Here is a 13593-nt window from a genome sequence, read left to right on the forward strand (position 1 = left end):
GGCAGGAGACAGGCTATTCAAGCACGGCGGACGCCGGTGATGCGCATCCAGTCGCCATCCTGCGCCACGGCCAGCTGCTCGAAGGCCGGGGCGTAGCGCTCCAGCAGTTCCCCTTCCTGCCCGTGCAGGATGCCCGACAGCGCGATGCGACCACCCGGGGCGACGCGCGCAGCCAGCACATCGGCCAGCGCATCCAGTGCCGAGGCAAGGATGTTCGCCACCACCACCGGGTACGTCGCCTGCGGTTCGTCTTGCGGCAGATAGACCTGCACGCGGTCCTGCAGGCCGTTGCGCTCGGCGTTGTCGCCGGTGGCGAGCACCGCCTGCGGATCATTGTCCACGCCGACCGCGCGGGCCGCGCCCAGCTTCAGCGCGGCCAGGGCGAGGATGCCCGAGCCGCAGCCGAAATCGAGCACGGTGGTGCCGGCCAGCGCGCCCTCGGCGGCCAGGCCGTCCAGCCAGCGCAGGCAGAGCGCGGTGGTCGGGTGGGTGCCCGAGCCGAACGCCAGGCCCGGATCCAGGCGGACCACGGCAGCATCGTCGGCCTGTGCGGTCTCCGGCAGCTCATGATTCCACGGCACGATCCAGGTGCGATCACCGAAGGCCATCGGCTGGAACTGGTCGATCCAGGCGCGTTCCCAGTCTTCGTCGGCCACCGCGCGGAAGCTGGCGTTGGCCCAGTCCAGGCCCGGGTCGAAGGCGTCCAGCGCGGCCAGCAGGGCCAGCGCATTGGTATCGCCGGGGAACAGCGCGGTCAGCACCAGGTCGTTCCACAGCGGCGTCTCGCCCACGCCCGGTTCCAGGATCGCGCGCTCGTTGCTGGAATCGGCATCGGCATCGAGCAGGGTCACCGCCAGCGCGCCCACGTCGTCCAGCGCATTCTCATAGCGCGGCTGGGTGGCTTCGGTGCAGTGCAGGGTGAGTTCCAGGAAGGGCATGGGGGCAGGGACCGGCGGAAAACCGTGCATGTTAGACCAGTGCGGGGCGATGGTCCCGGCCGTGCCGCCGGACGCTCGTCTCGCCGGCCGGTAAGATCGGCCCGACGGCTGGTTCAGACACCGCTGCAGCCGCTTGCTAAACTTGAACTCCTGCTGTCCATCACGGACAGCGTGTGACTTCTGCCCATGGCGCTCGTGCCGACCCTGAAAACCTGGTTGCTGGTCGTACCGGCCCTGGCGTTGCTGGGGGTGGTGGGCTATCGCGCGGGCGATCGGGTGTTGCACGCCGATCCGTCCTCGTCGCATATGGATGAGCCGCAGGCCGGCAGCGCCCCCAACGCGGTCCCGGCCGAAGCCCGGCAACTGGCCCGGCGCCTGCTCGGCAGCGAGCGCGGCACGGCGGTGGCGTCCGGCCTGCCGCTGGACCTGCGGGCCGATATCGAAGGCGACACCGACCTGTTCGCCTATGCGCAGCGCCTGCAGCTGCAGGCGGCCAACGGCAACGCCGAGGCCGGGTGGATGGTCAGCCGCGTCTACGACTACTGCGCGATGTATGCGATGGACCCGGGCGGCTATCAGCTCGACAACACGCTGTTGACCGGTATGGGCATGAGCGCGTCGGCGCCGATGGTCGCTGCACGCGAGCGCGTCTCGCGGCGCTGCGCGGGCTTCGTCAGCAGCGACAACCTGGGCCGGCCCTTGATCCTGGCGCAGCGGCTGCAGGCGGCCAAGGCCGGCAACCTCGCCGCCGAGGCCTCGCTGTTCGCCGAGGGCCAGCCGCTGGAAACCGGGCCGGGCTATCGCCGCGGGTTGGTCGAGCGGGTGATGGATTCGCGTGATCCGGAAGCCTACATGGCGCTGGCGCCGGGCATGGGCCAGCGTGCCAGTGGCGACAACGCGATGAGCGGCCTGGTGGCCGGCGATCAGTTCAGCGAACTGGCCTGGCGGCTGGCCGCCTGCGAGCTGGGCATGGCCTGCGGGCCGGACAGCGTGCTGATGAATAATTTCTGCGCGAACGGAGGGATCTGTTCGCAGGACGGTGGGCAGGACTTTGCCACTTTTGTGTATGACGCTGCGGTATCGCGGCAAGGTGCGGGGAAAATGAACGTGTTGGTCGAAGAGCTGGTCAAGCAGAGGAATGGGCGATGAATTACCGTCGAATTCTGCACGGTGCCAAATTCTGGTTCTGGGTGGCGTTGTTTGTCGCGTACTCGGCCGGAGCGGTGGGCCTGGTGATGATCGATACCTATGACGATCGTTACCGAAGCCTGTCCAAAGTGCAGTTGACCTCGGTGAAGGCCGATGCCGAAGTGCGTCGCGCCGGTGCCAGCCAGGTCGCTGCGGTGTATCGCGCGCAGAGTGGCATGCCGTTCGCTTCGCTGCCCACCGGCAGCACCTTCCAGGTGGTGTGGCCGGATGGCTCCACCGAAACGATGGTGATCATGGACCCGACCTCGTCGCTGGGCGTGGAGCCGGTGAAGAACTCGCAGGTCACTGCGGCGGATACCGCCAAGTGACAGCCAGACAGGGGCGGCGGTGTCCGACCTGCCTGCGCTGATCGTATTGCCGGGCATGGATGCCACCGGCACGCTGCATACCGCCTTCATCGATGCGATGGCCGCGCGGGGCGTGGCCACCTCGGTCATCGCCTACCCGCGGGATGTTCCTCTCGATTACCCCGCGCTGTTGCCCTTCGTGCAGGCGGCGCTGCCGCGCGATGCGCCGTTCGTGTTGTTGGGGGAGTCGTTTTCGGGGCCGTTGGCGCTGACCGTCGCCGCCGCTGCGCCTTCGCGACTGCAGGGGCTGATCCTCTCCACGACCTTTGCCCGCGCGCATTGGCCCGCCGGGCGCGCGCTGCGCCCGCTGCTGCCGTATGTGCCGATGCGGGGCATGCCGTCGCCAGCGCTGTCATGGTGGCTGCTGGGTCGCTGGGCAACGCCAGCGTTGCGGGACGGCCTGCGGAAGGCGCTGGCCCAGGTCACTGTTCCGGTCCTGCGCGCGCGCCTGCGTGCCGTGCTTGACGTTGATGCGCGTGCGGCCCTGCCCGACATCGCAGTGCCGATGCTGTGTCTGCAGGCCTCGCATGACCGCCTCCTGCCTGCGCGGGCGGAGCACGAATGGGCACGCTTGCTGCCGCAGGCACAGCAGCACACCGTGGCGGGCCCTCATCTGCTTCTGCAGGCCAACCCGAAGGCGGCCGCCGACGTGGTGCGTCAGTTCATGGGCGGGCTCGGATAGGGCAGCGGAAAAACGCAGGCAAACAAAAAGGCGGGGAAATCCCCGCCTTTCTGCTGTCCAGCGTCCCGCGCGAGCGCGTCGATCAGGTCAGCGCGATCGACTTGTTCTTGCGTTCGGCCAGGCGCTTTTCCAGGTAGTGGATGTTCTGCCCACCGGCCTGGAAGCCCTTGTCGCGCATGATGCGCTGCTGCAGCGCGACGTTGGTCTTGATGCCGTCCACGACCAGTTCGCTCAGCGCCACGCGCATGCGCGCGATCGCGGTCTCGCGATCCGGGCCGTGCACGATCAGTTTGCCGATCATCGAGTCATAGTTCGGCGGCACGCGGTAACCACTGTAGATGTGGGTATCCACGCGCACGCCGGGGCCACCCGGCGGATGGAAGGCGGTGATCTGGCCCGGGCTCGGCACGAAGGTTTCGGCGTCTTCGGCGTTGATGCGGCACTCGATCGCGTGGCCGGTCAGCACCACGTCGCTCTGCTTGATGGTCAGCTTCTGGCCGGCGGCGATGCGCAGCTGCTCGCAGACCAGGTCGATGCCGGTCACCATCTCCGTCACCGGATGTTCCACCTGCACGCGGGTGTTCATTTCGATGAAGTAGAAACGGCCGTCTTCGAACAGGAACTCGAAGGTACCCGCGCCGCGGTAGCCGATGCGGATGCAGGCTTCCACGCAGACCTTGCCGATCTCATCGCGCAGCTCGGTGGTGATGCCCGGTGCCGGCGCTTCTTCCACCACCTTCTGATGGCGGCGCTGCATCGAGCAGTCGCGTTCACCGAGGTGGATGGCGTTGCCCTGGCCGTCGGCGAGCACCTGGATCTCCACGTGGCGCGGATTCTCCAGGAACTTCTCCATGTAGACCTGATCGTTGCTGAAAGCGGCCTTGGCTTCGGACTTGGTGGTCTCGATCGCCGCCTTCAACGAGGCTTCGGCATGCACCACGCGCATGCCGCGGCCGCCACCGCCACCGGAGGCCTTGATGATGACCGGGTAGCCGATCTCACGGGCGATCTTGGTGTTGGCCACGATGTCGTCGGTCAGCGGGCCGCCCGAGCCGGGCACGCACGGCACGCCGGCGGCCTTCATCGCGCGGATCGCTTCCACCTTGTCGCCCATCAGGCGGATGGTGTCGGCCTTGGGGCCGATGAAGATGAAGCCGGATTCTTCCACGCGCTCGGCGAAGTCGGCGTTCTCCGACAGGAAGCCGTAGCCCGGGTGGATGGCCTGGGCGTCGGTGACTTCCGCCGCGGCGATCAGGGCCGGGATGTTGAGGTAGCTCTCCGAGGACGGTGCCGGACCGATGCAGACCGACTCGTCGGCCATGGCCACGTGCTTGAGGTTGCGGTCGACCGTGGAATGCACAGCCACCGTGCGGATGCCCAGGGTATGGCACGCGCGCAGGATGCGCAGCGCGATCTCCCCTCGGTTGGCAATAACGACTTTGTCGAGCATGGACTAATCCTTAGCCGATCACGAACAGCGGCTGGTCGAATTCGACCGGCTGGCCGTTTTCGCCCAGGATGGCGACGATGGTGCCGGAGACATCGGCTTCGATCGGGTTGAACATCTTCATCGCTTCGATGATCGCCAGCGTTTCACCGGCCTTGACGGCCTGGCCGACCGACACGAAGGCCGGCTTGTCCGGCGAGGACGACGAGTAGAAGGTGCCGACCATCGGCGCGCGCAGCACGTGGCCATCGGGCAGCGCGTTGCCGGCCTTGGCGGTGCCACCGGTGGAGGCTTCGGTCGGCGACTGCATCGGCATCGCCGGGGCCGCGGGCTGTGCCGGGGCCGGGGCCATCATCATCTGCGGCTGGGCCTGCACCATGCCGTAGCCGGAGACGGGGGCGCGCGACAGGCGCACGGACTCTTCGCCTTCCTTGATTTCGATTTCGGCGAGGTTCGACTCTTCCAGCAGGTCGATCAGTTTCTTGATTTTGCGGAGATCCATAGGGGCCTCTTTAGCTCGTGGTGTCAGTGTGGTGGGAAGCGCGGTGCGCTCGGGTCAAAGCAATTCGTAGAAGTCGCGCAGCTGGCGGATACGGTCACGCGTGAGGGTGGTCAGGCAGCGCATCTGCGCGCCATTGCGGGCCGAGCCGTCGGAATTCAACAGGTACACCGCGTCGCAGTCGTGGTCGCGCAGTTCGACCCAGGCGCGCTGGGCCAGCACCAGCTGCTGCTCGGCGTTGCCGCACCAGCTGCAGGCACCGCCGTCGGCCGGGGAGCGCAGCTGCCGGCGCGCCTGCGCGTACACAGCATTGAGTTCGACGTCGGCGGCGGCCGCCACGTCCGAGGCGCACAGGTCGCGCTCCATCGTGGTGACCGGGTGCGCACAGTCGATGCCCTCATCCTCGCGGTCGCCGGCGACGGCGGCGCCACACAGGCAGCCCCACAGCACGACGCTGGCGAGGACACGCGGCAGTGTCATCACGCGGAGGCGGCCGCCAGCCGGGTCAGCGCCGCATCCATCGCATAGCGATAGCTGTCCGCACCGAACCCACAGATCACCCCGACCGCCTTGTCGCTGAAATAGCTGTGCTGGCGGAAGGGCTCGCGTGCATGCGGGTTGGACAGATGGATCTCGATGAAGGGCACGTCCACCGCGGCCAGCGCATCGCGCAGGGCCACCGAGGTATGGGTGAACGCCGCCGGATTGATCAGGATGAAGGCCGTACCATCGTCACGGGCCGCCTGGACCCGGTCCACCAGCACGTGCTCGGCGTTGGACTGCAGCGCCTCCACGGCGTGGCCGGTGGCCTGCGCCTGGGCCAGCAGGGCCTGGTCGATCTGCCCCAGCGTGGTGTGCCCATACACGCCCGGCTCGCGCGTACCGAGCAGGTTGAGGTTGGGGCCATGCAGGACCAGCAGTTTCGCCATGGGTGCCGAACAACAGGAAAGGGCGGAGTCTGGCGGAACTGGTGGATCGTGTCCAGTTCGACGAAGTTACGCGTGTTTCAAGCGTACGTTTGAAATTCGGCGGGGATCGTTGCGGCAGCAGGATGTCATCGTCCCCGCGGCGGCCGGTCAGGCTGGATCGCTGATGCGCAGTTGGGCGGTCAGCAACCGCGTCAGGTTCTTGCGGGCGAAGTACCCCTGCAGCTGGCGCGCCTTGATGGATTGGGCGCGAAGAAGCGGCTTGCCCTCGGCCGGATGGTCGATCTGGTAGCAGCGTGAGGCGCCGCAGAGCTCGGCCTGGCTCGCGGTGACCGCGACAACCGTCACCTCCAGTCCGTTGAAGGCGGTTCCGCTGCGGATGGCGGGGTTTTCCGTGCACGCGCGTTCGATCAGGGTCCGGAACCGTCCCAGGTCGCGCTCTCCTCCGCTGCTCAAGGTGCCGACATTGGTCGCGCGACGCGCATCGTCGTCTTCCTCTGGGCCCTCGCTCCATCGCTCGTTCCGCTCCGGGATGACGGCGCGCACCACGTTGCCGTCGGGGTCGATCAGGTCGATCACCACATCCAGCAGGTAGACCGGCTCCAGGCCCAGGTTGGTCACGAAGCAGTGGGCGTCCAGGTCCTTCCCAGCGCCCGAGGTGATCAATATCGACGGCCGCTGCTGGCGTCGGTAGCTCTGCAGGAAGACGCTGAGATACACGATCCAGATCAACGCGGTCACGCAGGTCATGGCCGCCGTGATCAAGGGCGCATAGTGGACGAGGTTCTGGATCATCACGCTTCCGCAGTCTGTCGAGCGCTCCGGTACCGGCGCTGCCAGAAGGCATGCGGCACCCGGCTGCTGAGCACCCATCATCGCGTGCGGCGCGCAGGCACGCCGTGAATGCCTGCGCATCGGCGTGCAACGTATCGCGCTCAGCGCACCTCGGCCAGCACCGCCCGCACCCGCAACGCCAGTTCCTCCAGCGTGAACGGCTTGCCGATCAGGTGGACATCGGGGTCGAGCACGCCATCGTTCTCCAGCGCATTGCGGCTGTACCCGGTGGTGAACAGCACTTTCAGTGCCGGTCGCCGCCTGAGCGCCTCATCGGCCAGCTGCCGCCCGTTGACCTCCGGCATCACGACATCGGTGAACAGCAGCGCGATGTCGGGATGGCGGTCGAGCAGGGTCAGCGCCGTGGCGGCTCCCTCGGCCGCGAGCACCGGGTAGCCCAGTTCGGTCAGCGCTTCGACGGAAAACTGTCGTACGCCGGGCTCGTCTTCGACGACCAGGACGAGTTCCCGACCCCCGCTCAGGGCGCGGTTGTCCTCTCTTCCGGCCGGGGGCGATGGCGCGACATCCACCCTGCGGCGCGGAAGATACAGGGTCACCGTTGTTCCCTGTCCCGGGGTCGAATCGATGTTCACGTGGCCGGCCGACTGTTTGACGAAGCCGTACACCTGGGACAGGCCCAGGCCGGTGCCTTGCCCCACCTTCTTGGTGGTGAAGAACGGATCGAAGGCCTTGGCGATGACCTCGGGCGGCATGCCGCTGCCGTTGTCCGCCACGGTGATCCGGACGTACTCGCCCTCGGGGACCTCTGCCGCTGCGGCACCGTCATCGGCGGCGATCATGCAGTTGGCCGTCTCCACTACCAGGCGCCCGCCACCGGGCAGTGCGTCGCGCGCGTTGACCGCCAGGTTGAGGATCACGTTCTCCAGCTGGTTGGCATCGGCGAACGTGCACCAGACCTGTGCGGCCAGCACGGTTTCCAGGCGGATGCTGCTGCCCAGCGAATGCACGAGCAGGTCCGACATCCCGGCCACCAACCGGTTCACATCCAACGGCACCGGTTGCAACGGCTGCTGCCGGGAAAACGCCAGCAGGCGCTGGGTGAGCTGCGCGGCGCGGGTCGCGCCGTCGATGGCCATGTCGATGTAGCGCTTGGCGCGCGGATCGCTGTCGCCCATCCGCATCGCCAGCAGGTCCAGCGGGCCGATCACGGTGGCAAGCATGTTGTTGAAGTCGTGCGCGATGCCGCCGGTCAGCTGGCCCACCGCCTCCATCTTCTGGCTCTGGCGCAGGGCATCTTCCACGCGCGTGCGCTGCGCCACTTCTTCCAGCACCCGGCTCTCCAGGTGCTCGTTCAATTCCTGCAGCCGGGCATCTGCCAGTTTGCGCGCGGTGATCTCGATCGCCACGCCCACGACCCGGACGCAGCGGTCGCCCTCGAAATGCCCGCGTCCTTTCGCCGCGACCCAGCGCACCACGCCGTCTTCCTTGCCGACGGTGCGGTATTCCACGTCGTAGAGCGCGCGCCGCGCCGGGTCGGCGGCCGCCGCAAACGCGGCGACAGTGGCGGCGCGGTCGTCGGGATGCAGCCCGTCATGGAAGTCGCACATCGACACCGGCACCTCGGGCGAGATGCCGAACATCGCCTTCGTCCGCGCCGGCCAGATCAGCGCGTCGCGCACGAGGTCCACATCCCAGAAGCCCATGTCACCGGCCTCCGTGGCAAAGCGCAGGCGTTCCTCGCTCTGGGCGAGCGCGGCTTCGGCCGCCTGGCGGACGGTCAGGTCCAGCATCGCGCCGATCATCCGCAGCGGCTCGCCCACGCCGCCGCGCAGCACGGTCCCGCGATCGAGCACGGAGGCGAAACTGCCGTCGGCGCGACGGAACCGGTACTCGCTGTTCCACGCGGTTCCACCGCCCTCGATCACGGCATGGATGTCCCTGTCCACGCGCGCCCGGTCGTCCGGATGGATGTGATCCAGCCACCACTGCGCGCTGGTCTCGCTCAGCGCATGGCCGAACAGGGTGGTCAGTGCTTCGTTCCAGATGACCTGGCCATCGGAGATGCGCCAGTCCCAGATGGCATCATTGGTGGCGTGGGCGGCCAGCCGATAACGCTCCTCCACTTCCAGATGGCGGGCCTCGGCGGCCTTGCGGTCGGTGATGTCCAGTGACGTGCCGACCAGCCCCACCACCACACCGTCGGCGTCGCGCAGGGGCGATTTGGTCGACAGCCAATGCGCACGCCGGCCATCGGGGAAACTCACTTCTTCTTCGAGCTGCTCGGTCTGCCCGCTGGCCATGACGCGCTCGTCGGTGGCCATCACGATGGCTGCCTGGGCAGGGTCACCGAGCAGCTCGGCGTCGGTGCGGCCGACGTAGATCTCCGGCGGCAGGCCGATCAGCTCGGTGGTGCCGCGGTTGCCGATCAGCATCCGGCCCTGCCGGTCCTTGGCGTACACCACGCCGGGTGCGGCTTCGACGAAGGAACGCAGCAGGGTCTGGGCCTGGTCGCGCTCCGCTTCGACCCGGCGGCGCTCATCGATATCGATCAGTACCCCGGGGAAGCCGACGGCCTGCCCGTGCGCGTCGAGGTCTACCCGGCCGATCGCCTCGATCCAGCGATAGGCGCCGTCGGCGCCGCGGGTTCGATACTGGTGGGCGTAGCGGCCACCGCGGCGGACCGCTTCGGCAATCGCCTCGGCCAGGCCGGCGCGGTCGTCGGGGTGGACGGCGGACACGACCTGCTCCAGGCGCAGCTCGGTGCGGGCCAGCGCCGGGTCGAGGCCATGGGCCAGGGCCAGGGCATCGTCGACGGTCAGGCTGTCCTGGGCAACATCCCAGAACCAGGTACCGATGATCGCACCGGCGGCCAGTGCCATCCTGACGCGCTCGGCATCACGCTCGCCGTGGGAACCGGGGGAAGGTGAAGAGCTCAAGCTGTACTCGCGGTCGGCAGGGGGTCGGATGCACCGGCCTCGGGACGGCAGGCGGCGCGGGGCGGACACCATAGGGTATCGGCGCGAGGCGAGCTGTGAAGCCGTCAGGCGGGCAGCTTGCCTGGGGACGTCGGCGCGCTGCAGCGCAGCCCGCGCAGCAGCAGCTCCAGCGCAACCCCGCTCTGTGCCAGCCGCGCATCGCCATCGTCGCCGTCGGCGATCCAGAACGCCGCCTCGGCGAGGCTGCCGTACACGAGGGAGGCGAGGGCCTGCGGATGGGCGTCGGCGACCACACCCAGATCGATCAGGTGCGCCAGCAGACGCTGCATGGAATCGATGCAGTGGCGCTGTGATTCCGGCGAGGCACCGCCCAGCACGGCGCGCGCATCGCGCAGCACGATGCGCTGGATGGTGGGTTCGCGGGCCATCTCCAGGTACCCGATGCAGCGCAGCCGGAATCCCTCCCACGGGTCCACGGCGGCGTCGGAGATCGCCTTCAGGCGCGCGTCCATCTCCGCGTCGAGCTCATCGACGACCGCCGCGAGCAGCCCCTGCTTGTCGCCGAAGTGGTGGTAGAGGGCGCCGCGGGTGAGGCCGGCCTGCGCGGTGAGATCGTCCATCGAAGTATCGGCGTAGCCCCGCTCGCTGAAGACCGCGCGGGCGGTCGCCAGCAGGGTGGCGCGGGTCTGCTCCATCTCGGCGCGGGTACGACGGGCCATCGGCCTCTCCTTGGATGCGGGGGCGGACGCTGGTTTACATCCGGAGCGTATGTATATAGGATTTTAAACATACGATGTGTATGTAAATTGAAAGAGAGCGGGTGAACCAACCCATGACCCACCCTTATCGCGCGCTGTTCGCGGCGCCGGGCAGCACCGGCTTCGCCCTGGCGGGCCTGCTGGCGCGGCTGCCCTTGCCGATGACCGGCATCGGCATCATCACGCTGCTCGCCCAGGTGCGCGGCAGCTATGCGCTGGCCGGCGCGGTGGCGGCTACCTTCGTGCTGACCTACGCGCTGCTGTCACCGCAGGTCTCCCGTCTGGTGGACCGGCACGGGCAGCGCCGGGTGTTGCCGGTGGCTACCGGCGTCAGCGTGTTCGGCCTGCTGCTCCTGCTCGGCGCATCGTGGTGGGCGGCGCCGGCCGCACTGCTGTTCTTCGGCGCCTTGCTGGCCGGCGCCATGCCCAGCATGTCGGCGATGGTGCGCGCGCGCTGGACCGCGATCTACCGCGGGCAACCGCAGCTGCAGAGGGCGTACGCGCTGGAAACCGTGTTCGATGAAGTCACCTTCATCGCCGGGCCGCCGCTGTCGGTCGGCCTGGCGGTCGCCGTGCTGCCGCAGGCGGGTGTGCTTGCCGCGGCCGTGCTGCTGCCGATCGGCGCGTCTGCGCTGATCGCGCAGCGCAGGACCGAGCCCCCGGTCGAAGCGGCACGACGGAATGCCGCGCCTGCTGCGTCCGTCATCCGTCTGCCCGGCGTGCGGTGGCTGGCCGTCCTGATGGTCGCCATGGGCGTGATCGTCGGCACCGTCGATATCGTCAGCGTCGCCTTCGCCGCACACCTTGGGCAGCCCGCTGCCGCCAGCATCGTGCTGTGCGCGTATGCCGCCGGCTCCTGCCTGTCCGGCGTGCTGTTCGGTGCGCTCACCCTGCAGACGCCCCTGCGCCGCCTGCTGCTGCTGGGCGGGATCGCGACCGCGGTGACCACGTTGCCGCTGCTGCTGGTGGGAAGCATCGGCGCGCTGGCCGTGACGGTCTTCGTGGCGGGCGTGTTCTTCGCCCCCACCATGATCGTGGCGATGTCGTTGACCGAGCAGCAGGTGCCGCCGCGCCAGCTCACCGAGGGCATGACCTGGCTGCTGGCGGCGCTGAACGTGGGCGTGGCGCTGGGCGCCGCGATCTCCGGTTACGGGGTGGATGCACACGGGCCGCGTGCTGGGTACCTGGTGGCGCTGTGTGCAGGAGGCGCGGTGCTGCTGGCGGCGGCGATCGCGCACGGCGTGTTGCGTCCGCGCGATTCACGCACCCTGGAGATCTGCTGATGCAGGCGCACGCGCCATCGACACCCCGCCACCCGTGGTGGGCGGTCACCGCGGTGAGCCTGGCGACCTTCTCGGTCGTCACCACGGAGATGCTGCCGGTCGGCCTGCTGACCCCGATCGCCGAGGCGCTGGACACGAGCACCGGCACCGCGGGCCTGATGATCTCGCTGCCCGCCCTGCTGGCCGCGCTGTTCGCACCGCTGGTGGTGATCAGCGCGGGCGGACTGGATCGGCGCTCGCTGCTGTGCGCGCTGCTGGGCCTGCTGGTGATCGCGAACCTGGGCGCGGCCTTCGCACCCACGTTGGGCTGGATGCTGGCGGCCCGCGTGCTGGTCGGGCTGTGCATGGGAGGCATCTGGGCGATTGCCGGCGGCCTGGCGGTGCGGCTGGTGGCAACCCGATCGGTCGGCCTGGCCACATCGCTCATCTTTGGCGGCGTGGCGGCTGCTTCCGTGCTGGGCGTTCCACTCGGCGCGCTGATCGGGGAGCTGTTGGGATGGCGTTGGGCGTTCGGCAGCATGGCGCTGCTGGGTGCCGCCGTGCTCGCCCTGCATCTGGCCGTCATCCCTGGTCTGCCGCCGTCCGGCACGACGACCCTGCGCCAGTTCGGTCATCAACTGGGCAACCGCGCGCTGCAGCGTGGGTTGATGCTGACCTTCCTGCTGGTCGCGGGACACTTCATCGCCTTCACCTTCGTTCGGCCGCTGCTGCTGTCCGTCCCGGGGTTCGACGCGCGCTGGGTCGGGCCGTTGTTGTTCGGCTACGGCGCCGCAGGCATGGCCGGCAATTTCCTGTCCGGTATCGTGGCGGCACGACGTACCCGACTGACGGTGTCGTTGATCGCAGCGGGTCTGGTGCTGGCGCCGTTGCTGTTCCTGTCCATCGGCGATTCGCGCCTGGGCGGTGCCATGGCGCTGCTGGCGTGGGGGTTGGCCTACGGCGGGGTGTCGGTGGGCTTGATGACGTGGATGATGAAGGCGGCGCCGGGGGCGGTCGAAGTCGCCTCCGCACTGTATGTCGGTGCCTTCAATGTCGGGATCGCATCCGGGGCGTGGCTGGGCGGTCAAGCGCTGGATCGCCTCGGCCTGACCGCCAATCTCTGGCTCACCAGCGGCTTCGCGGTTGCCGCAGTGGCGCTATGCATTGCTGGCCGCTCAGGCACTACCTTGTTCCCGTCGTCTCCAGCGCCGCCTTCTCAGCCTCGGTCAACGCGCGATGGCCGTAGCTGAGCACCCGGGTGAGCTGCCATTGCCCGTCCTTGTGCTGCCAGACCATCACGAACTTCGCGCTGCCTTCGCAGTTGCCGGTCGCGACCTCGCAGAAGCGGTGCTCGCCTTCCTCGATCGCGCCGAAATCCTTGATCGGGTACACCTTGAGCGTCCCCGGAACCCGTTCGCGGCGGACCTTGTGGCAAATGTACTTCCGGGTATTGGATACCACCGTGTCGCGATCGAAGGTGGCCCCGCCACTGTCGTGATAGAACTCGACGGTCGGCGAAAAGTAGCCGGCGAAGGTATCCAGGTCGCAGCGGTTGTAAGCGTCGAAGACCTGATCATCCAGCGCGGTGACGGTGCGCGTGAGGGCGGCTGCGTCCACGGCTTCCTCGCCAGCGTGCGCTGACACGGGCGCGAGCATGCCCGCAGCCACGAGCACGACGGCGAACGCAGCGGGGGAGTGCCTCATCGGGGTGCCTGCTTCCATCGGGCCAGAGTGGGCACCACTTTTCGCACGGGGCGGGGGGCCCTTCAAGTGTCATTCGGAAGGATGACGTAC

Annotated in this window: 14 protein-coding genes; 5 read left to right on the plus strand and 9 right to left on the minus strand. The window is 68.3% G+C overall.

From position 1 onward, the window contains the following. Positions 1-17: 17 nt before the first annotated feature. Positions 18-938 (minus strand): 50S ribosomal protein L11 methyltransferase, encoded by a 921-nt coding sequence (gene prmA / locus HH110_RS01540; protein WP_176988008.1) that lies wholly within the window; start codon positions 936-938, stop codon positions 18-20. A 186-nt stretch (positions 939-1124) separates the two neighbouring features. Here prmA and HH110_RS01545 point away from each other — a divergent pair, with 186 nt between their 5' ends. From HH110_RS01545 to HH110_RS01555, 3 genes are read left to right on the plus strand one after another with little or no spacing between them, the layout of a single operon-like run. Beyond that, positions 1125-2087, plus strand: a complete 963-nt coding sequence (locus HH110_RS01545; RefSeq protein ID WP_176988009.1) for a hypothetical protein — start codon at positions 1125-1127, stop codon at positions 2085-2087. Further along, positions 2084-2455 carry a hypothetical protein gene (locus tag HH110_RS01550; protein WP_176988010.1) on the plus strand — a complete coding sequence of 124 codons (372 nt, stop codon included), beginning with the start codon at positions 2084-2086 and terminating at the stop codon, positions 2453-2455. The genes HH110_RS01545 and HH110_RS01550 overlap by 4 nt, the downstream gene beginning before the upstream one ends. Before the next feature lie 19 nt (positions 2456-2474). Continuing rightward, a complete protein-coding gene (locus tag HH110_RS01555; RefSeq protein WP_176988011.1) occupies positions 2475-3176 on the plus strand; it encodes an alpha/beta hydrolase in 702 nt (233 codons plus the stop codon). Between the two features lie 82 nt (positions 3177-3258). Here HH110_RS01555 and accC read toward each other — a convergent pair whose 3' ends face one another. The 7 genes from accC to HH110_RS01590 form a co-directional block, all read right to left on the minus strand. After that, the gene (accC, locus tag HH110_RS01560; RefSeq protein WP_176988012.1) at positions 3259-4626 is read right to left on the minus strand and encodes an acetyl-CoA carboxylase biotin carboxylase subunit; all 1368 of its coding nucleotides are present in this window, start codon (positions 4624-4626) and stop codon (positions 3259-3261) included. Between the two features lie 10 nt (positions 4627-4636). Further along, positions 4637-5125, minus strand: a complete 489-nt coding sequence (gene accB / locus HH110_RS01565) for an acetyl-CoA carboxylase biotin carboxyl carrier protein (protein WP_176988013.1) — start codon at positions 5123-5125, stop codon at positions 4637-4639. 54 nt (positions 5126-5179) lie between these two features. After that, positions 5180-5602, minus strand: a complete 423-nt coding sequence (locus tag HH110_RS01570; protein ID WP_176988014.1) for a lysozyme inhibitor LprI family protein — start codon at positions 5600-5602, stop codon at positions 5180-5182. Next, positions 5602-6051, minus strand: a complete 450-nt coding sequence (aroQ, locus tag HH110_RS01575; RefSeq protein ID WP_176988015.1) for a type II 3-dehydroquinate dehydratase — start codon at positions 6049-6051, stop codon at positions 5602-5604. Before aroQ ends, HH110_RS01570 begins: the two co-directional genes overlap by 1 nt. A gap of 147 nt (positions 6052-6198) precedes the next feature. Further along, complete coding sequence (locus tag HH110_RS01580; RefSeq protein ID WP_176988016.1) at positions 6199-6843, minus strand: hypothetical protein; 645 nt, start codon at positions 6841-6843, stop codon at positions 6199-6201. 140 nt (positions 6844-6983) lie between these two features. Next, on the minus strand, positions 6984-9779 hold the full coding sequence (locus tag HH110_RS01585) for a PAS domain-containing protein (RefSeq protein WP_241696363.1): 2796 nt from the start codon (positions 9777-9779) through the stop codon (positions 6984-6986). Between the two features lie 104 nt (positions 9780-9883). Then, entirely contained in the window at positions 9884-10498 is a 615-nt protein-coding gene (locus HH110_RS01590; RefSeq protein ID WP_176988017.1) for a TetR/AcrR family transcriptional regulator, read from the minus strand. 113 nt (positions 10499-10611) lie between these two features. Here HH110_RS01590 and HH110_RS01595 point away from each other — a divergent pair, with 113 nt between their 5' ends. Together HH110_RS01595 and HH110_RS01600 are read left to right on the plus strand one after the other, a co-directional pair. Further along, complete coding sequence (locus HH110_RS01595) at positions 10612-11820, plus strand: MFS transporter (protein WP_176988018.1); 1209 nt, start codon at positions 10612-10614, stop codon at positions 11818-11820. Beyond that, positions 11820-13049, plus strand: a complete 1230-nt coding sequence (locus tag HH110_RS01600) for an MFS transporter (protein ID WP_176988019.1) — start codon at positions 11820-11822, stop codon at positions 13047-13049. Before HH110_RS01595 ends, HH110_RS01600 begins: the two co-directional genes overlap by 1 nt. On the opposite strand, the gene HH110_RS01605 is transcribed toward HH110_RS01600, so the two are convergent. Further along, positions 12982-13503, minus strand: a complete 522-nt coding sequence (locus HH110_RS01605) for a nuclear transport factor 2 family protein (RefSeq protein WP_176988020.1) — start codon at positions 13501-13503, stop codon at positions 12982-12984. The two genes, HH110_RS01600 and HH110_RS01605, sit on opposite strands and share 68 nt — an antisense overlap. Positions 13504-13593: the final 90 nt, after the last annotated feature.

Origin of the sequence: Stenotrophomonas sp. SAM-B, assembly GCF_013387485.1 — a bacterium.
Lineage (GTDB): Bacteria > Pseudomonadota > Gammaproteobacteria > Xanthomonadales > Xanthomonadaceae > Stenotrophomonas > Stenotrophomonas maltophilia_AA.